Origin of the sequence: Streptomyces sp. NPDC051963, assembly GCF_044593495.1 — a bacterium.
Lineage (GTDB): Bacteria > Actinomycetota > Actinomycetes > Streptomycetales > Streptomycetaceae > Streptomyces.
The window spans coordinates 12,484-29,960 of sequence record NZ_JBIUCC010000003.1 but is presented as its reverse complement, the minus strand read 5'-3'; the positions used below and the strand labels follow the sequence as shown (position 1 = coordinate 29,960).

Here is a 17,477-nt window from a genome sequence, read left to right as displayed (position 1 = left end):
CAAGCCTCATACGCTGGACGCATGGCTCGGGTAGGGTCCGTGGGGTGGGACTGTCCTTGGGAGAACGGGTGAGGTCGGCGGTGGCCGCGCTGATGCACGCGACCGGTGAGTCGCAGGCGGACCTCGCCGTCGCACTCGGCGTGAGCCAGGCACAGGTGAGCCGCCGGCAGTCCGGCAGCGCGGCCTGGAGCCTGTCCGACTGCGACGCGCTCGCCGCGCACTTCGGCATCGACGTACTCGACCTGCTCGCAGGCCCGACCCGGGCGTGCGAGACCCTGCCCGTCCGGCGGCGCAGGACCGGCGGATCGACGGCGGTGGCCCGGTGACCGACTTCAACGCGATCGACGCACTCCTGGCAGGCGCCCGCCAGGAGGTGCCCCTGCCGCCCGCCGAGGAGCGGCGCGAACTGCGGGAGAAGCTGAACCTCTCCCGCGCCCAGGTGGCCCAGGCCCTCGGCGTGAGCCCCTCCACCGTCGGCGGCTGGGAGTCCGGCCGGGACCCCGGCGGTGAGGTGCGCGAGAAGTACGCGTACTTCCTGGAGGGGGCGCGGACGAAGTTGGTGGGCCAGGACGAGGAGGCGGCCGGGCCTGCGGAGGATGCCGTCGAGGCGACCGACGCGGCGGAGGCGACCGACCCCGCCGTCGACGGGGCCGACTCCGATGCCGACGACGTCGCGGCCCTCGGCGCTCCGCGCCCGTGCGTCCTGTGCGGCGCCCCCGCTCACCACGAGGTCGCCGGATTCCCCCAGCACCTGGACCCCGCCGAGTGCGCGACTACGGCACCGGACCCGGCGCCGAGCGCCCCGGTCGCCGAGGCACCGCAGCCGACCGGACCGGTTCAGCCCCGGCAGGGCGCGAAGCCCGTCCAGGTCGTCCCCGTCGGCCGCCGTATGCGCACCGCCTCCGACGAAGACCCCGACCTGATCCGCGCGGCCGTCGCCGAGGCGCTCGCCCGCCACGAAGGCGATGTGGACGCGGCGACCGCGGCCCTGGTGAAGCGGGCCATTCCGGACGCCATGGCGTTGCTGGACGAGACCCGCAAGGGCGGCCGGTACGACGTCGTGGCGCACCCCTGGATCCCGGAGATCCTGCGCAAGCAGACCGCTCGCGGCTCCGACCAGGTCTGGGAGGCCCGCCCCAAGTGGGCCCGGCGCGAACTGCCGCCCGGCGCGCACGAGGTGACGGCCCTCGACGTCAACGGCGCCTATCTGTCGGCACTCAAGACGCATCTGCCGATCGGTCAGCTGGAGCACTCCACCGGCTTCGACCACGACCGCCGCCGGGCCGGCGTCCATCTGATCACCCCGCCCGCCTGGGAGCACGACGCCCACCTGCCGAACCCCCTCGGCAGCCGCGACGAACCAGGCCCTTTGTGGGTCACCGAACCCACCTTGCGTCTCCTGCTGCGTCTGTCCGGCCCGAAGCACGGACTGTGCGACCCGCCGGAGATCCACGAGTCGTTCACCTCCGGCGCGACCGAGAACCTCCTGGAGAAGTTCCGGATCGCGCTGAAGGACGCCCGCGACCGGGCGATCGCGGAGGACGACGAGGTGACGCTGGAGTATGTGAAGGCGATGTACTCCAAATTCGTCTCCACGATGGGGGAGTCCCACTACAACCGGGAGCTGTACCGCCCCGACTGGATGCACCTGATCCGCTCCCAGGCGTTCGCCAACCTCTGGATGAAGGCGTACAAGGGGCACGAGGAAGGCCTGTTGGTCGTCCGCGCCATGGGCACCGACGAACTCCATGTGATCGGCGACTGGCGGCGGGTGTTCCCGGAGGGCCGGGGCGTCTCCGACGTGAAGCTCAAGGACGTGTACACCGTCGGAGAGGACGCCGCCCCGGCCGTCGTCGACGACTGAGAAGCCCTACGCGGCGAACGGGTTCACACCGGTCAGCTTCACCGACAGCTCCCACAGCCGTGCCGCCTGCTCGGGGTCGCGTGCCCAGTCCATGACGCCCCAGAGCGCGTCGGCGTCCGGAGCGGGCTCGGCGATGTCGCAGTCCTCCAGATACACGCCGCCCATTCCGGCCAGCTGGGGCGAGGTCGCCGCCCACACCTGGGTGGCCGCGCCCTGCTCCGGGGTCTTGAAGCCCTCGGGGTTCAGCGGATTGCCGTCCTCGTCGATCCAGCCGCGATCGACCATCTCCTGCTTCGGCAGATGGCGCTGGAGCGGCGTGAGGATGCCGCCCGGGTGCAGCGCGAAGGCCCGTACGCCGCGCTCCCGGCCGAGCAGGTCGAGGTGCACCGCGAACAGGACGTTCGCCGTCTTGGCCTGGCCGTACGCCTGCCACTTGTCGTAGCCGTCGCGCCAGTGCAGGTCGTCCCAGCGGATCCCGGAGTTGTGGTGCCCGCGCGAGGAGACCGAGACGACACGGGCGCCGCCGGGCTCGATCGCCGGCCACAACCGGCCCACCAGGGCGAAGTGGCCGAGGTGGTTGGTGGCGAACTGCGCCTCCCAGCCGGGGCCGACCCGGGTCTCCGGGCAGGCCATGATCCCGGCGCTGTCGATGACGAGGTCGACGGTCCGGCCGGAGGCCAGGAACCGCTCGGCGAAGCCGCGCACGCTCTCCAGGTCGCCGAGGTCCATCTCGTCCACCTCGACGCCGTCGATACCCGCGAGGGCCTCCTGCGCGGAGGCGGGACGGCGGGCGGGTACGACGACACGGGCGCCGGCCTTGGCGAGCGCGCGGGTCGTCTCCAGGCCCAGGCCCGAGTAGCCGCCCGTGACGATCGCGAGCTTTCCGGTCAGGTCGATGCCCTCGAGGACGTCGTCAGCGGTGCTCGTGGCACCGAAGCCCGAGCCGATCTTGTGCTGTGCAGTGGTCATACCCGCAACGCTACGAATTGGAGCGCTCTCGAAGTCAAGGCGGGACGAATGCGGAGCAACGAGCGGTATGCGGGCAAGAGGGAAAGCCCCGACCGCGACGGGGGAATCACGATCGGGGCAGCCAAAGGGTGGGCACGGATGGCGGTCGCCTCTCGGCGAAAGGCTCCACAGGGCTTCAGCCGAACGATCGTCCCTGTGGGCAAAAGGTGAGGCCCGGGGACACTGTCCCATCCGCACCCACGGTTTGTTCAACGGGGAACCACCTTGGGGTGTTCCACCACCTGCGGTGATCTGGGTCACCCGGGCAGCCGTCGCTCGCGGGCCCAGGTCAGCAGGTCGTCCACCGGCCAGGTGGTGACGACCCGCTCCGCGGGCACCCCGCACTCCTCCGCCCGGGCACAGCCGAGGATCTGCCAGTCCAGCTGGCCCGGCGCGTGCGCGTCGGTGTCGATCGAGAACAGGACGCCCGCATCAACGGCCCGGCGCAGCAGCCGCCGCGGCGGGTCCAGCCGCTCCGGGCGGCTGTTGATCTCCAGGGCGGTGCCCGTCTCGGCGCACGCGGCGAACACCTCGTCCGCGTCGAACCTGGACTCGGGCCGTGCGTCGCCGCCGTTGCGCCCGATGAGCAGCCGTCCGGTGCAGTGCCCGAGGATGTCCGACAGCGGATTGCGTACGGCGGCCACCATGCGGTGCGTCATCGCGCGGGCGTCCATCCGGAGCTTGGAGTGCACCGACACGACCACGATGTCGAGCCAGTCCAGCAGCTCCGGCTCCTGGTCCAGCGAGCCGTCCTCGAGGATGTCGCACTCGATGCCGGTGAGCAGCCGGAAGGGTGCCCAGGTCGCGTTCAGCTCCGCCACCACGTCCAGCTGCGAGCGGAGCCGGTCGGGGGACAGCCCCCGGGCCACGGTCAGCCGCGGTGAGTGATCGGTCAGGACCGCCCACTCGTGGCCGAGCCGGGCCGCGGTCCGGCCCATCTCCTTGATCGAGCTGCCGCCGTCCGACCAGTCGGAGTGCAGATGGCAGTCCCCGCGCAGCAGCGCCCGCAGCCGGTCGCCGCCCTCGCCCCGGGGACCCCCGGCCTCCTCCTCCAGCTTCTCCAGGTAGCCGGGCACGCCGCCGGCCAGTGCCTCACGCACCACCTGTGCCGTCTTGGGGCCGATCCCCTTGAGCCTCTCCAGTGACCCGCCGTCCGCCTTCGCGCGCACCTCGTCCGCGGAGAGCTCGGAGAGCACGTGGGCGGCCGTCCGGAAGGCGCGGACGCGGTACGTCGGCGCCAGGGAGCGCTCCAGCAGGAAGGCGATCCGGTCCAGTGCCTCGACGGGGTCCATCGCCACCTCCTCCTCCAGGGTTCCCCAGCCCCGGAGGGAGCGCACCCGGGTCGGGGGGGGGGGGGGGGGGGGCGCCCCCCCCCCCCGCCCCCGGGGCCCCGGGGGGGGGGGGGGGGGGGCGGGCCCCCCCCCCCCCCGACGGGTCGTTTCGCCCCGCTTCGGGGGCGACTCGTATGGTTCGCGATGGCCGGATTCGCTCTACGCTCTAAGCATGACCGAAGCAGCGAGCCCCTATATCTCCCACCCGCGGATCATGGTGCTCGGGGTGCAGCCGGGCACGCCCCCGTTCCGCATCGTGGAGATCGACGGAGAGGTGGTCGGTGAGGCGAAGACCCTCACCGACGTGCTCCAGGCAGCCGCCGCCTGGGGCATCACGGTCCACGACCTGGACGACCCGGACGTGGTCCGCTGGGTGGGCGGCGACAAGCTGACCTGGAGGATGCACTAGGGCGCAGTGGCTCAGCCGACCGTCCACTTCTGGTTGGCGGCGCCGCCGCAGGTCCAGATCTGTAGCCGGGTGTTGTTCGCCGAGTTGTTGCCGGTCACGTCGAGGCACTTGTTCGCCTGCGGGTTCACGATGTCCTGTGCCCCGCTGATGGCCCACTTCTGGTTCGGGCCCCCGGTGCAGTCCCACAGCTGGACGGTCGAGCCGTCCGCGGTGCCGTTGCCGGTGACGTCCAGGCACTTGCCGAGCGCCCGCAGCGTGCCGTCGGAGCCGACGGTCCACTGCTGGGCGGCGGAGGAGTTGCAGTCGTAGAGCTGTACGGGGGTGCCGTTCGCGGAGCTCGCCCCGGCGACGTCCATGCACTTGCCCGCGAGGCCCCTGATCGGCACGCCGGCCGCCGAGTCGCTCGTGGTGACCGTCACGTGGTCGACCACCAGCTGCTGCGGGAAGACGGTGGAGCCGTCCGGGTCGCCGGGCCAGTAGCCGCCGACCGCGAGGTTGAGGATCATGAAGAACGGCTTGTTGAAGACCCAGGTCCGACCGCCGAGGTCGGCGGGCGTGCGCCGCTGGTAGACGTTCCCGTCCACGGACCAGGTGATGGAGTCGGGCGCCCAGTCGATGGCGAAGGTGTGGAAGGCGTCCGCGAAGGCCTGGCCGTTCGGCAGGGAGTAGCCCGCGCCGATGCCGCCCGATCCGGAGTAGCCGGGGCCGTGGAGGGTGCCATGGACGGTCGAGGGCTCGAAGCCGACGTTCTCCATGATGTCGATCTCGCCCGAGTCGGGCCAGTTGACCGGTGTGCCGAGCATCCAGAAGGCGGGCCACATGCCCTGTCCGCGCGGGACCTTCATCCGCGACTCGATGTGGCCGTACTGGGCGTTGAACTTCCCGGCGGTGTTGAGCCGTGCCGACGTGTACTGGCAGGTGCCGTACCAGCACTGGTAGTTGGCCGGGTTCTCACGCTTGGCCGTGATCACCAAATGGCCCTGGCCGTCCAGGGCGGCGTTGTTGGTGCCGGAGGTGTAGTACTGCCGTTCATGGTTGTTGACGTTGTCGCCGGTCTCGAGCTGCCACTTCGACGAGTTGACGCCCGAGCCTGCGGGCCCGTCGAAGGTGTCCGAGAACGTCACGGCCTTGACGCTCGGCGCGTCCGCCGCGGCGGGGGTGACGTCCGCCCCGGCGGGGGCGACGGCTGCGGAGGCGACCAGCAGGGCAGACAGTGCGACGAGGAGACATCTGCGGAGCGAGCGTGGGGAGACCACGGCTCTCCCTTCCGTACGGCGTGCCCGGCGTACGGGTGCGCCGACCGAGGTGGGGGGTTGGTGTGTCGCCTCTTGATTTAAGGGTTGAACAAAGGGGCCGTCAATAGCTTGGTACGGTCCAACTCTTGAACAGTACGCGTCAGGCGCTCCGCTCCCGGGAGTGCACGGCCCGGCTCAGCCGGCGCCCCAGCAGGAGGTAACCGATCAGTGCGCCGCTGGTGTTGAGGATGACGTCGTCGATGTCGAAGGCGCGCCCGGTCACCATCGCGCCCTGGGCCAGCTCCACCAGCAGCATCACGGTCGCGGTCAGCAGGAGGATGCGCAGCGGTCCCCGGGTGCGCGGGGCGATGACGGGGGCCAGGATGCCGAACGGGATGCCGAGCAGCAGATTGCCGCCGATCTGCTTTGCGGCGTCGCGCAGTTCCGGCTGATCGAGATAGGCCTTGAGGGAGCGGCCCGGCCGCAGATTGGTATGGGTCAGTGCCTCCGACGCGGGGGAGGGCTCCAGGGTCAGCCGGGCCAGCACGACGGCGAACGCCACCATGAGCACGAACGCGCACAGCATCGTGACCATCCGGGCGAGGAAGCGCAAGGGCTCCCGTTTCCGACGGGTGGGCGCAGTCGCCTGCTTGGCCTTGGGTGTCCCCTTGGCCTTGGGCGCCTGCGCGGCCTTGGCTGTGCGGGGGCGCCACCCGGCACGGGATCGCAAGGCTGTACGGGCCATCAGGTCCTCCAGTCTTCAACTTCCCCCGGTCGTAAGGCGGTTACCCGCGAACCGACCGAAGATGCCGCGCGATCCCGGCCTCCGGTGTCGCCCCCTTCGATCAGGCGCCGTTCTTCGAGCCGGCGCCGTACGACACGGCCACCTCCTTGAAGCCCAGGGAGTGCAGCAGGCCTTTGAGCATGTCGGTGGTGTTGCTCTCGGCGCGTTTGGTCAGCTCGCTGCTCCGGGCGGCGTCGCCGATGTGCTTGGACGCGAGCTTCTGCACGGCCTGTTCGCTGTTGGGGTTGTCGGAGAAGAGGTCGCCGAGTCGGTCGAGCAGCCCGCGCTGCTTGGAGACGGCGTAGGAGCGTTCGGGGTCCAGAGCGGGTTGGCCCAGCGCCGCGTGCGGCAGCCGGAGCGTGGCGGACGTACGGTCCTCGTTGACCTTCACGTCCTGTTTGCCGACCTGTCCGAGGTCGACGTAGGCGTCCACGGTGCCCGCCCCGACATACAGGGTGCGGGTGCCGCGGATCGCGTCGGGCAGGAACTTGGCGTCCTTCTCCAGGTCCACGACGACCTGGAAGTTGCCGGAGGCGGCGTCGTAACGGCTGATGTCCTGAATGGACTCCAGCAGCGTGGGACCGGTGCGGTCGTGGGTCTCCGTACCGAAGAAGTCCTTCAGGCCCGGAAGCAGACTCAGCCGGATCCCGGCGAACATCACGGCGAGCACCAGGACGACGGCGGTCACCAGCTTCGCCCAGCCGGGCATGCGCCTGGGTAAGCGCTTGATGGAAGTCGTCATGTCGACGGTCCTCCTTCCTTCCCAGACCGAATGCCCCCCGAAGCCCGCGTCAGACCCGGTTGTTGCGAGACCGGGACACCCGACCGAGCGCGCACCGGCGCACGGGCGAGCGCGAACCGCACCTATCGCCCCGCCCGGAGTTCCCGGTCGCCGGACGGCCGTGACCACCACACCCCCTCGCCCCGCGTGAGCCCCGGCAGCCGCAGCTCCACCTCGCGCACCCGGCGGGCCGGCAGCTCCCCGGTGATCAGCCACGACGCGCCCGCGCTCGTCGTTCCCGTGAACTCGGCCGCGCATGCCGCCAGTTGGGCGGTGACCTGGGCAAGGACATCGCGGGGGATCTCGGCCTCGAAGGCGTGGTACGGCTCGTACAGTCGCGTTCCCGCTCGTTCCAGGGCCCGGCGCAGCACGATCGGGGTGAGGCCACGGAAGTCGGCCGCGGTGCTGATCGGAGCGGAGTAGCCGGACCGGATCAGGGTTGCCCGGTAGTCCGTCACCGCCGCACCGGACAGCCCCGTGCGCAGGGTCGCGTGAACGGTGTCCTCGATGGCCTGGTGGAAGGCCCGGGGGAGGGCGCCGAGTTCCGTCTCGTACGTGAACACCCCGCCGGAGTCGACCGCGCCGGGCTCGATGCGCAGCCCGATCGTCGCCCAGTAACGGGTGTGATCGTGCCACGGCATCTCCGCGCAGGCCTCGCCCCTCTTCCTCGGGCGCTCCAGGAACCGGACCCGGCCCGCGGTGAAGTCGGCCTCGACTCCGAAGTCCTGGACGAGTGTGGCCGCGAGGACCTCCATCTGGACCTCGCCGTAGAGGAGCAGGGCGGTCGAGCCGGAGTCCGCGGGCCGGGCGTGGATCAGCGGGTCCTGGTCGGCGAGGGCGAGCAGAGCCGAACGCAGCCGCCCCGCCTGCCCGGGGTGCCGCGCCCGGACGAGGGTCTCCAGTGTCGGTGGCGCGAACTGCGGGGCCCGGTCGGTGAGTTCGCCGAGCCGGTCGCCGACGCGCAGACCGGAGGGGACGGTGACCGCCGCGATGTTCCCCGCGGTGAGTGAACCGCTCCCGCCGACCACGTCGAGGCGCGTCACCCGGCCGGAGACCTCGGTGGTCCGGCCGTCCGCCTCCCGCCGCAGGAAGGTCAGTCGCTGGCGCCGGGCCACCTCACCGTCGTAGAGCCGCAGATACGCCGTCCGCTCCCCGCCGGGACCCGGTCGTACGGCGAAGACCGTGCCGCGCGGCTCGGTGGCCCCGGTCGTCGGGGCCGGTGGGATCAGGCTCAGCACGCCCTCGACAAGATGCGAGACGCCCTGGCCGCCCAGCGCGGAGCCGAAGAAGACCGGGTGGAGGGAACCGTCGGCGGTGCGTGCGGCGAGAGCGGCGCGCAGCTCGTCCGGGGTCGGCCCGGGACCGTCGACGACGGCCGCCAGGATGTCCGGGTCGACCTCGGCGAGGGCCTCGGCCGGTTCCGGGGCGTCCTCGCGGAGGGGCGTCACCCGGGCGTCGGGGGTGCCGATGCCCGTCACTTCCGTCAGCGGGACGACGTACGGCGTCAGTCTGCGCCGGATGTCGGTGAGCAGCTCCGCGGACCGGGCGCCGGCCCGGTCGATCTTGTTGACGAAGACGAGCGTGGGCAGCCGCAGCCGGCGCAGCGTCCGCATCAGCACCCGCGTCTGTGCCTGTACGCCCTCCACGGCGGACAGCAGCAGGACCGCACCGTCGAGGACCTCCAGGGCACGCTCGACCTCGGCGATGAAGTCCGAGTGGCCGGGGGTGTCGATGAGGTTGATCCGCGTGTCGCCGGCCGTGAACGAGGCGACGGCGGAACGGATGGTGATGCCGCGCTCCCGCTCGATCGCACCGTCGTCCGTGCGGGTGTCACCGGTGTCGACGCTGCCGAGCCGGTCGATCGCTCCGTGGTCGAACAGCAGCCGCTCGGTGAGGCTGGTCTTACCGGCGTCGACGTGGGCCAGAATTCCGATGTTCAGGGTGTGCACAGTGGGTCGAGTCCTCGAGAACCGTCGTCCAGTAGGGGCGCTGGGAGATTCCGAGGAGTCGGCGCATGCGAGGAATCCTGTCGTGAGGGAATGCGGACGCCGCCATGATGGCCTGCTGTCCGAGGGGGCCCGCAACCGAATTTCCGCGGTCAGTAGCATGAGGGCGCCGACCCGGAATGATCATGCGAGGAGCGGACGTGCGAGACATCGCCGTGTTCAGCGGTAGCGCCCACCCCGAACTGGCTGCGGAGGTCTGCCGGCATCTCGGCGTGCCGCTCAACCCGATTCGGGTCAGCCGGTTCGCCAACGACTGTCTGGAGGTGCAGCTCCAGGCCAACTGCCGGGAGCGGGACGTCTTCCTCATCCAGCCGCTGGTCGTTCCCGTCCAGGAGCATCTGGTCGAGCTGCTGATGATGTGCGACGCGGCGCGCGGGGCGTCCGCCCGCCGGATCACCGTCGTCATGCCGCACTACGCCTACGCCCGCTCCGACAAGAAGGACGCGCCCCGGATCTCCATGGGCGGACGGCTCGTCGCGGATCTGATGGTCGCGGCCGGCGCAAGCCGGGTCCTCGCCATGACGCTGCACTCGCCGCAGGTCCACGGCTTCTTCTCGGTGCCCGTCGACCACCTGCACGCGCTGCGTGAACTCGCCGTGCACTTCCGGCAGTACGACCTGACCCGCACCACCGTCGTCTCGCCGGACCTCGGCAACGCCAAGGAGGCGGCCGCCTTCGCCCGGCTGATCGGCGCCCGGGTCGCGGCAGGCGCCAAGCAGCGGTACGCGGACGACCGGGTCAGCATCAGCGCCGTCATCGGCGATGTCGCCGGGCGCGATGTCATCGTGCTGGACGACGAGATCGCCAAGGGCAGCACGGTGCTCGAACTCCTCGACCGGCTCCGGGAGTTGGGTCCGCGGTCGATCCGGATCGCCTGTACGCACGGTCTGTTCGCCGCCGGGGCCCTCAAGCGGCTCAGCGAGCAGCCCGACGTGGAGGAGATCGTGTGCACCAACACCGTGCCGGTACCGGCGGAGGAGCACACGGACAAGCTGCGGATTCTCTCCATCGCTCCCGCGCTCGCCGAAGCCGTGCGCCGCATTCACAACGGTGAGTCGGTCAGCGCCCTGTTCGACGCGCCGCGGAGCGAATAGACAGGAGGGAGCGGATTCCCAGCAACCGCAACGCTCGGCACCACCCAGGTGACCAGGAGGGCTTGCAGTGGCCAAGGCGAAGTTCCAGCGGACGAAACCGCACGTGAACATCGGCACCATCGGTCACATCGACCATGGCAAGACGACGCTCACGGCGGCGATCACGAAGGTGCTGCACGACCGGTTCCCCGATCTCAACCCGTACACGCCGTTCGACCAGATCGACAAGGCGCCCGAGGAGCGGCAGCGCGGCATCACCATCTCCATCGCCCATGTCGAGTACCAGACGGAACGCCGCCACTACGCACACGTCGACTGCCCGGGGCACGCCGACTACATCAAGAACATGATCACGGGCGCGGCCCAGATGGACGGCGCCATCCTGGTCGTCGCGGCCACGGACGGTCCGATGCCGCAGACCAAGGAGCATGTGCTGCTGGCCCGGCAGGTGGGCGTGCCGTACATCGTCGTGGCCCTCAACAAGACGGACATGGTGGACGACGAGGAGATCCTGGAGCTCGTGGAGCTGGAGGTGCGCGAACTGCTCACCGAGTACGAGTTCCCGGGCGACGACGTCCCGGTGGTGCAGGTCTCCGCGCTGAAGGCCCTGGAGGGCGATCCGCGATGGGTCCGGTCGGTGCTCGACCTCCTCGACGCGGTCGACTCGGCGGTGCCGGAACCGCAGCGTGATGTGGAGAAGCCGTTCCTGATGCCGATCGAGGACGTGTTCACCATCACCGGACGCGGCACCGTCGTCACCGGCCGGATCGAGCGCGGCACGCTGAACGTCCACAGCGAGGTCGAGATCATCGGCATCCACGAGCACAAGACGAAGACCACCGTCACCGGCATCGAGATGTTCCGCAAGCTCCTCGACGAGGGCCGGGCGGGAGAGAACGTCGGACTGCTGCTGCGCGGAGTCAAGCGTGAGGACGTCGAACGCGGCCAGGTCGTCATCCGGCCCGGATCGGTCACACCGCATCTTGAGTTCGAGGCGCGCGCCTACATCCTGTCGAAGGACGAGGGCGGCCGGCACACGCCCTTCTTCGACAACTACCGCCCGCAGTTCTACTTCCGTACGACGGATGTGACCGGCGTGGTGACCCTGCCCAAGGGCACGGAGATGGTCATGCCGGGCGACAACACCACCATGCATGTGCAGCTGATCCAGCCGATCGCCATGGAGGAGGGGCTGAAGTTCGCCATCCGGGAGGGCGGCCGTACGGTGGGCGCCGGTCAGGTCACCAAGATCCGCACATAGTCGCCGTCAGACGGAACCGGATGCCGCCTCGGACTGCCCCAGGGCCGCGTCCAGCGTCGGGGCCGGGGGCAGCAGGCGCACCAGACCGGTCACCCGGAGGATGCGCAGCGTCAGCGGATGCGTGCACACGAGATGGAGCTGTCCGTCGCGGTCGAGCACCCGGCTCCTGGCCCGGTACAGCAGACGCAGTCCGGAGCAGTCGAAGAACTCGATCCGGCTGAGGTCCAGCACGACCCGGGGGCCGGCTCCCGCCGTCGCGCGGTCGAGAAGCGGGATGATCTCCACGGTGGCCGCGATGTCGATCTCGCCGCGGAATTCGAGCACCGTGAAGCCGCGGTCCTGGCGGATGCGCAGGTGCCGGGTGAGTGGAGCGGGTTCTTGCGGCACGACAACGTCGCCTCCAACCGGCTCCCTGGGCGGCAATTCCTTTTCCCGCCCAGCAAGTTACCCCCGATCGAGGGAATTCGCGCAAGTTCGATTGACATATGTCTTCGTGTTGAGCCTAAGCAGTTACGACAGCGCATGCCAGGCCCGGGAGAGTGCTCGTCGGAACTGCTCGGCCTGGTGTGCCGTGAGATCCCCGATCATCCGCTCCTCCAGCTCCCGCACCGGCCCGGCATGGCGCTCCAGCAGCTCCCGGCCGGTGTCGGTGAGCAGGATCAGCAGCTCGCGCCGGTTGCGGGGGTTGCGCTCCCGCCGGACCAGTCCGCGGCTCTCCAGGGACCGGACCAGGTCGGCGATGGACTGGGCGGTGACGAACGAGTCCCGGGCCAGCTGCGCCGCGGACAACCCGTCGTGACGCTCCAGGACGGTGAGCGCCGTGTACTGGAGGGCGGTGATCCCGGACGGTTTGACCAGCTCGTCCAGGTGTGAGCGCACGACGAGTTCCACCTGCTTGACCATGTACAGCAGGGACGGGGGTGCCTTGGTTGCCTGGGTGCCGACCATGGATCGAGCCTAGAGCATTGACAGGAATCCTGTCTGTAAAGAGACTGCGAAGCGGATGAGGCACCAACAGGAATCCTGTTGGTTGAAATCTTGGCAATGAGGCTGAGGAGTGGTGATGACCACCTTCGAGATCGAACCCGGACGGCTGTTCATCGGGGGTCAGTGGCGTGCGGCCGCCGACGGAGCGCGCACCGAGGTGGTCGACCCGTCCCGGGGCACGGTCGTCACCACCGTCGCGGAAGCGGGCGCAGCCGACGTGGACGCCGCCGTGCGTGCCGCCCGGGAGGCCTTCGACGGCGGAGCCTGGTCCGGCCTGAGCGGCCGCGAGCGGGGCCGGGTGCTGCACCGCGTCGCCGAGCTGATCCGCGCGAACGCCGACGACATCGCCCGGCTGGAGAGCCTCGACGTCGGCAAGCCGATCAGCCTGTGCCAGGCCGTCGACGTCACGAACGCGGCCAACGACTACGAACACTTCGCCGCCCTCGCCCACTCCCTGCACGGGGCCAACCGCGACACCCCCATGAACGCCCTCGCCTACACCCGGCGCGAGCCGCTCGGCGTGGTCGCGGCCATCACGCCCTTCAACTTCCCGCTGATCCTGGCCGGTTCGAAGCTCGGCCCGGCGCTCGCGGCCGGCAACACGGTGGTGCACAAGCCGGCGGACGAGACCCCGCTCAGCGCCCTCTACATGGCCCGGCTGCTCCAGGAGGCGGGCATCCCGGACGGAGTCGTCAACGTCGTGACCGGCACCGGCCCCGTCGCCGGTGAGGCGCTGCTGCGCCACCCGGGCGTGGACAAGATCGCGTTCACCGGCTCCACCGCGGTGGGCCGGCATGTGGCGAGCGCCGCGGGCGAGGCACTCAAGCCGGTCACCATGGAACTCGGCGGCAACGCGGCCCATGTCGTCTTCGAGGACGCCGACCTGGAGAAAGCGGTCGGTGCGGTCATCAAGGGCTTCGTCTTCAACACCGGGCAGTTCTGCATGGGCGGCCCGCGCCTGCTGGTGGCACGCCCGGTCTACAGCACCCTGCTGGGCATCCTCGCCCAGGCCGTTCCCGGCGTGCCGGTGGGCGACCCCCGCAGTCCCGAGACCGTCGTCGGACCGATGGCGGGGGAGAAGCACCTGGCGAAGGTCGAGGAGTACGTCGACCTGGCCCGCAAGGAGGGCGGCCGCATCGTCTGCGGCGGCGAGCGGCTCGACCTGGACGGCGGCTACTACTACAAGCCCACCGTCATCGCCGACCTGCCGAACGACTCCCGGGTCGTCCAGGAGGAGATCTTCGGCCCGGTCCTCACCGTGCAGCCCTTCGACTCCGAGGACGAGGCCGTCGAGCTCGCCAACTCAACGCCCTACGGCCTGGCTTCGGGCGTCCAGACCACCAACCTGGCCCGCGCCCACCGCATCGCCGACCGGCTCCAGGCGGGCATCGTCTGGATCAACGACTGGGCGATGCTCGACCCCGCGGTCCCCTTCGGCGGCGTCAAGGACTCCGGCTTCGGCCGCGAATACGGCCCCGAGGCGCTCGCCGCCTACACCAAGGTCAAGTCCGTCGTCGTCTCGCTCGACTGAGCGCCGCCCGCAAGGAGTTCCTGCGATGTCCCTCACCACCCGCGCCGCCGTCGTCGAGTCGGGCGGCGCGCCCTTCACCCTCTCCGACGTGGTCCTCGACGAGCCCGGCCCGCACGAGGCGGTCGTCCGGATGGTGGCGACCGGTCTGTGTCACACCGACCTCGGCGTCGCGAGCGGCGGACTGCCCTTCCCGCTTCCCGGAGTTCTGGGCCACGAGGGGGCGGGGGTCGTCGAGGCCGTCGGCCCGGCCGTCACCGGCGTGGCCCCCGGCGACCATGTCGTGCTGTCCTTCACCTCGTGCGGCGAGTGCCGCAACTGCCACGGCGGCCACCCCGCCTACTGTGCGACCTGGCTGCCGCTGAACCTCATCGGCGGCCGTCGTGCCGACGGCACCAGCACCATCAGCCGGGACGGCGCACCGCTCGGCGGCCACTTCTTCGGCCAGTCGTCGTTCGCCGAGCGGGCGTTGGTGGACGAGCGCAGCCTGGTCAAGGTCGACCCGGATGTGCCGCTGGAGTCCGTCGCCCCACTGGGCTGCGGTGTACAGACCGGAGTCGGCGCCGTCTGGAACGTGCTGCGGCCCACCCTCGGCAGCACCGTCGTCGTCCTCGGCGCCGGCGCCGTCGGCCTCTCCGCCGTCATGGCCGCCGCCCTCACGCCCGCAACGCTGATCGTCGCCGTCGACAGGGTCGGCGAACGCCTTTCGCTGGCAAGGGAATTGGGGGCCACCCACACCGTCGACGCCGGCGAGGCCGATCTCGGCGGGGCGATTGCCGAGATCACCGGCGGGCGGGGCGCCGACGGCGTCGTGGAGACCACCGGCAGCGTCGCCGTGCTGCGTCAGGGCGTCGACGCGCTCGCCGCCCGCGGCACCCTGGTCGTCGTCGGGGTACCCCCGTTCGGCACCGAAGTCGCCCTGGACGTGAATGGGTTGCTCGGCGGCAAGCAGGTTGTCGGCCTCACCCTGGGCGACACCGAGACGCAGTCCTTCATTCCGTCCCTGGTGCGGCTCGTCAAGGAGGGCCGGCTCCCGCTGCACCGCCTGATCAGCACGTATCCGTTCGCGGAGATCGACCAGGCGGTGCGGGACATGGGCGCGGGCAAGGCGATCAAGCCCGTGCTCATGTTCTGACCCGGGTCAGTCCATCAGCAGGACCAGCTTGCCCGTGGTCCGGCCGGTGCCGCCGAGCTCATGTGCCTTGGCGGCATCGGCCAGCGGGAAGGTCCCGGCGATCGTGGCGCGCAGCTTGCCCGCCTCGACCAGGTCGGCGATCGCCTCCATACCGGCGCGATCGGCGTCGACGAGCAGCCGGACCGCCCGTACGCCGAGCCGCTCAGCCTCCTCGTAGAAGTCCTGCGAGCCGACCGGCAGGATCGAGACGACGATCCCGCCCGGGCGCAGGACCCGCAGCGAGCGGACCGCGTTGTCGCCGCCGAGCGTGTCCAGGACGACATCCACGTCCTTCACGGCCTCGGTGAAGTCGGTCTCCCGGTAGTCGACGGTCTCGTCCACGCCCAGCTCGCGCAGGAAGTCGTGCTTGCCCGCGCTCGCCGTGCCGATCACGTACGCGCCGCGCGCCTTGGCGATCTGCACGGCCACATGCCCGACCCCGCCCGCCGCCGCGTGGATCAGCACCCGCTGCCCCGGCCGGACATCCGCCGCCTCGACCAGCGACTGCCACGCCGTCAGCGAGACCAGGGGCAGCGCGCCCGCCTGGATGTGGTCGATCCCGGCCGGCTTGCGGACGAAGGCACGGGCCGGGGCGGCGACGTACTCGGCGTGCGAGCCGTGGCCCCACGGGTAGGCCAGCATCGAGAAGACCTCGTCGCCGGGCTTGAAACGGGCGACGCCGACGCCGACGGCCTCGACCACGCCGGAGACGTCCCAGCCGAGGACGAACGGCGGCTCGCCCAGGAAGCCGCCGGTGGCGCGGTGCTTCCAGTCGGTCGGGTTGACCCCGGCGGCGCGCACCCGGACCAGGATCTCGTTGGCCCGGGGTGTGGGCCGCTCCACCTCGACCACCTCGAGGACCTCGGGACCGCCGAGGACGGGCTGACTGATGGCTCGCATGGTGTTCACAGTGCTCATGGTCGTCCAGCCTGCCGGGTTCCGCCGGGCAGAAAAATGGCACGATGGCCAACCTTCGATAGAATCGTGCCATGCAGCATGTGGAACGGGTCGTGGTCCTGGCGCTCGACGGCGTCTACCCCTTCGAGCTGGGCATCCCCAGCCGGATCTTCGGCGCGGCCGACGGTCACTACGAGGTGCTGACCTGCACCGTCGACGGCCGACCGGTGCGTACCAACGCCGACTTCTCGGTCACCGTGGACCATGGACCCGAGGTCCTCGAAACGGCCGATACCGTCGTGGTCGCCTCCATGGCGACCCCGGACATCCCCGCCGGGCTTCCCGTCGAGATCGCCGACGCCCTCGCCCGGATCCGCCCGGACGCACGGATCGTGTCGATCTGCACGGCCGCCTTCGTGCTCGCCGCCGCCGGTCTCCTCGACGGCCGCCGCGCCACCACCCACTGGCAGGTCGTCGACCGCTTCCGGTCCGAGTATCCGCAGGTCGACCTGGACCCGGACGTCCTCTTCGTGCACGACGGCCGGATCCTGACCTCCGCCGGCGCGGCCTCCGGAGTCGACATCTGTCTGCACATCGTGCGCACGGACCACGGCAGCGAACTCGCCAACCGGGTCGCCCGCCGTTGTGTCGTCCCGCCGTTCCGCGACGGAGGTCAGGCCCAGTACATCGAGCAGCCGGTCCCGGAGTGCGGGGCCGCCAGCACCGCCGAGACCCGCTCCTGGGCCCTCCAACGCCTCGACGAACCCCTGACGTTGGCCGATCTCGCCGCCCACGCCCGGATGAGCCTGCGCACCTTCGCCCGCCGCTTCAACGACGAGGTCGGCCTCAGCCCCGGCCGCTGGCTGATCCAGCAGCGCATCGCCCGCGCCCGGCACCTGCTGGAGGCCAGCGACCTGTCCGTCGACCAGATCGCCGGCCGAGTCGGCTTCGCCACCGGCGCCTCCCTGCGCCAGCACCTGCACGCAGCCATCGGCGTCTCGCCGCAGGTGTACCGGCGTACGTTCCAGGCGGTTCGCTGATCGCCGTGGTGTGCCACCGGCTGCCGCGAGGAGGGCGCTGACTGCTCCGCGGGGTGCTTGGACGGGCCGTCGGTCGTC

The 17,477-nt window shown here is 70.7% G+C and carries 17 protein-coding genes; 8 read left to right on the top strand and 9 right to left on the bottom strand.

From position 1 onward, the window contains the following. Positions 1-44 precede the first annotated feature (44 nt). Positions 45-326, top strand: a complete 282-nt coding sequence (locus ACIHFB_RS12710) for a helix-turn-helix transcriptional regulator (RefSeq protein ID WP_365279685.1) — start codon at positions 45-47, stop codon at positions 324-326. Continuing rightward, a complete protein-coding gene (locus ACIHFB_RS12705; protein ID WP_400126780.1) occupies positions 323-1,864 on the top strand; it encodes a helix-turn-helix domain-containing protein in 1,542 nt (513 codons plus the stop codon). The genes ACIHFB_RS12710 and ACIHFB_RS12705 overlap by 4 nt, the downstream gene beginning before the upstream one ends. 6 nt (positions 1,865-1,870) lie before the next feature. Here the strand turns inward: ACIHFB_RS12705 and ACIHFB_RS12700 are convergent, their stop codons facing one another. Continuing rightward, positions 1,871-2,833 carry an SDR family NAD(P)-dependent oxidoreductase gene (locus ACIHFB_RS12700; RefSeq protein WP_365279679.1) on the bottom strand — a complete coding sequence of 321 codons (963 nt, stop codon included), beginning with the start codon at positions 2,831-2,833 and terminating at the stop codon, positions 1,871-1,873. A 296-nt stretch (positions 2,834-3,129) separates the two neighbouring features. After that, the gene (locus tag ACIHFB_RS12695) at positions 3,130-4,164 is read right to left on the bottom strand and encodes a PHP domain-containing protein (protein ID WP_365279677.1); all 1,035 of its coding nucleotides are present in this window, start codon (positions 4,162-4,164) and stop codon (positions 3,130-3,132) included. Between the two features lie 211 nt (positions 4,165-4,375). Between ACIHFB_RS12695 and ACIHFB_RS12690 the strand changes: the two genes are divergently transcribed. Further along, the gene (locus ACIHFB_RS12690) at positions 4,376-4,612 is read left to right on the top strand and encodes a hypothetical protein (protein WP_365279674.1); all 237 of its coding nucleotides are present in this window, start codon (positions 4,376-4,378) and stop codon (positions 4,610-4,612) included. Between the two features lie 11 nt (positions 4,613-4,623). Here ACIHFB_RS12690 and ACIHFB_RS12685 read toward each other — a convergent pair whose 3' ends face one another. The 4 genes from ACIHFB_RS12685 to otr(A) all read right to left on the bottom strand — a co-directional run bounded on the left by ACIHFB_RS12685 (position 4,624) and on the right by otr(A) (position 9,361). Beyond that, a complete protein-coding gene (locus ACIHFB_RS12685) occupies positions 4,624-5,868 on the bottom strand; it encodes an RICIN domain-containing protein (protein ID WP_400126779.1) in 1,245 nt (414 codons plus the stop codon). 139 nt (positions 5,869-6,007) lie between these two features. Then, positions 6,008-6,592: a VanZ family protein gene (locus ACIHFB_RS12680; RefSeq protein ID WP_400126778.1), complete on the bottom strand. Its 585-nt coding sequence runs from the start codon at positions 6,590-6,592 to the stop codon at positions 6,008-6,010. A 100-nt stretch (positions 6,593-6,692) separates the two neighbouring features. Continuing rightward, a complete protein-coding gene (locus ACIHFB_RS12675) occupies positions 6,693-7,373 on the bottom strand; it encodes a DUF4230 domain-containing protein (RefSeq protein ID WP_365279665.1) in 681 nt (226 codons plus the stop codon). A gap of 122 nt (positions 7,374-7,495) precedes the next feature. Continuing rightward, positions 7,496-9,361 carry a tetracycline resistance ribosomal protection protein Otr(A) gene (gene otr(A), locus ACIHFB_RS12670; RefSeq protein WP_400126777.1) on the bottom strand — a complete coding sequence of 622 codons (1,866 nt, stop codon included), beginning with the start codon at positions 9,359-9,361 and terminating at the stop codon, positions 7,496-7,498. Between the two features lie 197 nt (positions 9,362-9,558). On the opposite strand from otr(A), the gene ACIHFB_RS12665 reads away from it, so the two are divergent. Continuing rightward, complete coding sequence (locus tag ACIHFB_RS12665) at positions 9,559-10,512, top strand: ribose-phosphate pyrophosphokinase (protein WP_365279659.1); 954 nt, start codon at positions 9,559-9,561, stop codon at positions 10,510-10,512. Between the two features lie 67 nt (positions 10,513-10,579). Then, positions 10,580-11,773 (top strand): elongation factor Tu, encoded by a 1,194-nt coding sequence (gene tuf / locus ACIHFB_RS12660; RefSeq protein ID WP_365279656.1) that lies wholly within the window; start codon positions 10,580-10,582, stop codon positions 11,771-11,773. Positions 11,774-11,779: 6 nt separating this feature from the next. On the opposite strand, the gene ACIHFB_RS12655 is transcribed toward tuf, so the two are convergent. Both ACIHFB_RS12655 and ACIHFB_RS12650 read right to left on the bottom strand, forming a co-directional pair. Further along, positions 11,780-12,160 carry an anti-sigma factor antagonist gene (locus ACIHFB_RS12655; protein WP_365279654.1) on the bottom strand — a complete coding sequence of 127 codons (381 nt, stop codon included), beginning with the start codon at positions 12,158-12,160 and terminating at the stop codon, positions 11,780-11,782. Between the two features lie 123 nt (positions 12,161-12,283). Continuing rightward, positions 12,284-12,721, bottom strand: a complete 438-nt coding sequence (locus ACIHFB_RS12650) for a MarR family transcriptional regulator (RefSeq protein ID WP_365279651.1) — start codon at positions 12,719-12,721, stop codon at positions 12,284-12,286. A 115-nt stretch (positions 12,722-12,836) separates the two neighbouring features. Here ACIHFB_RS12650 and ACIHFB_RS12645 point away from each other — a divergent pair, with 115 nt between their 5' ends. Both ACIHFB_RS12645 and ACIHFB_RS12640 read left to right on the top strand, forming a co-directional pair. Further along, on the top strand, positions 12,837-14,291 hold the full coding sequence (locus tag ACIHFB_RS12645; protein ID WP_365279648.1) for an aldehyde dehydrogenase family protein: 1,455 nt from the start codon (positions 12,837-12,839) through the stop codon (positions 14,289-14,291). 25 nt (positions 14,292-14,316) lie between these two features. Beyond that, positions 14,317-15,423: an NAD(P)-dependent alcohol dehydrogenase gene (locus tag ACIHFB_RS12640; protein WP_400126776.1), complete on the top strand. Its 1,107-nt coding sequence runs from the start codon at positions 14,317-14,319 to the stop codon at positions 15,421-15,423. A gap of 6 nt (positions 15,424-15,429) precedes the next feature. On the opposite strand, the gene ACIHFB_RS12635 is transcribed toward ACIHFB_RS12640, so the two are convergent. Then, on the bottom strand, positions 15,430-16,380 hold the full coding sequence (locus ACIHFB_RS12635) for an NADP-dependent oxidoreductase (protein WP_365279642.1): 951 nt from the start codon (positions 16,378-16,380) through the stop codon (positions 15,430-15,432). Between the two features lie 71 nt (positions 16,381-16,451). On the opposite strand from ACIHFB_RS12635, the gene ACIHFB_RS12630 reads away from it, so the two are divergent. Beyond that, a complete protein-coding gene (locus ACIHFB_RS12630; protein WP_400126775.1) occupies positions 16,452-17,399 on the top strand; it encodes a GlxA family transcriptional regulator in 948 nt (315 codons plus the stop codon). The last annotated feature ends 78 nt before the right edge of the window (positions 17,400-17,477 follow it).

Bases quoted from the DNA above. Each gene is read 5' to 3' on its own strand.
- ACIHFB_RS12700 (WP_365279679.1), bottom strand. From the start codon at position 2,833: ATGACCACTGCACAGCACAAGATCGGCTCGGGCTTCGGTGCCACGAGC.
- ACIHFB_RS12695 (WP_365279677.1), bottom strand. From the start codon at position 4,164: ATGGACCCCGTCGAGGCACTGGACCGGATCGCCTTCCTGCTGGAGCGC.
- ACIHFB_RS12690 (WP_365279674.1), top strand. From the start codon at position 4,376: ATGACCGAAGCAGCGAGCCCCTATATCTCCCACCCGCGGATCATGGTG.
- ACIHFB_RS12680 (WP_400126778.1), bottom strand. From the start codon at position 6,592: ATGGCCCGTACAGCCTTGCGATCCCGTGCCGGGTGGCGCCCCCGCACA.
- ACIHFB_RS12675 (WP_365279665.1), bottom strand. From the start codon at position 7,373: ATGACGACTTCCATCAAGCGCTTACCCAGGCGCATGCCCGGCTGGGCG.
- ACIHFB_RS12650 (WP_365279651.1), bottom strand. From the start codon at position 12,721: ATGGTCGGCACCCAGGCAACCAAGGCACCCCCGTCCCTGCTGTACATG.
- ACIHFB_RS12645 (WP_365279648.1), top strand. From the start codon at position 12,837: ATGACCACCTTCGAGATCGAACCCGGACGGCTGTTCATCGGGGGTCAG.
- ACIHFB_RS12640 (WP_400126776.1), top strand. From the start codon at position 14,317: ATGTCCCTCACCACCCGCGCCGCCGTCGTCGAGTCGGGCGGCGCGCCC.
- ACIHFB_RS12635 (WP_365279642.1), bottom strand. From the start codon at position 16,380: ATGAGCACTGTGAACACCATGCGAGCCATCAGTCAGCCCGTCCTCGGC.
- ACIHFB_RS12630 (WP_400126775.1), top strand. From the start codon at position 16,452: ATGCAGCATGTGGAACGGGTCGTGGTCCTGGCGCTCGACGGCGTCTAC.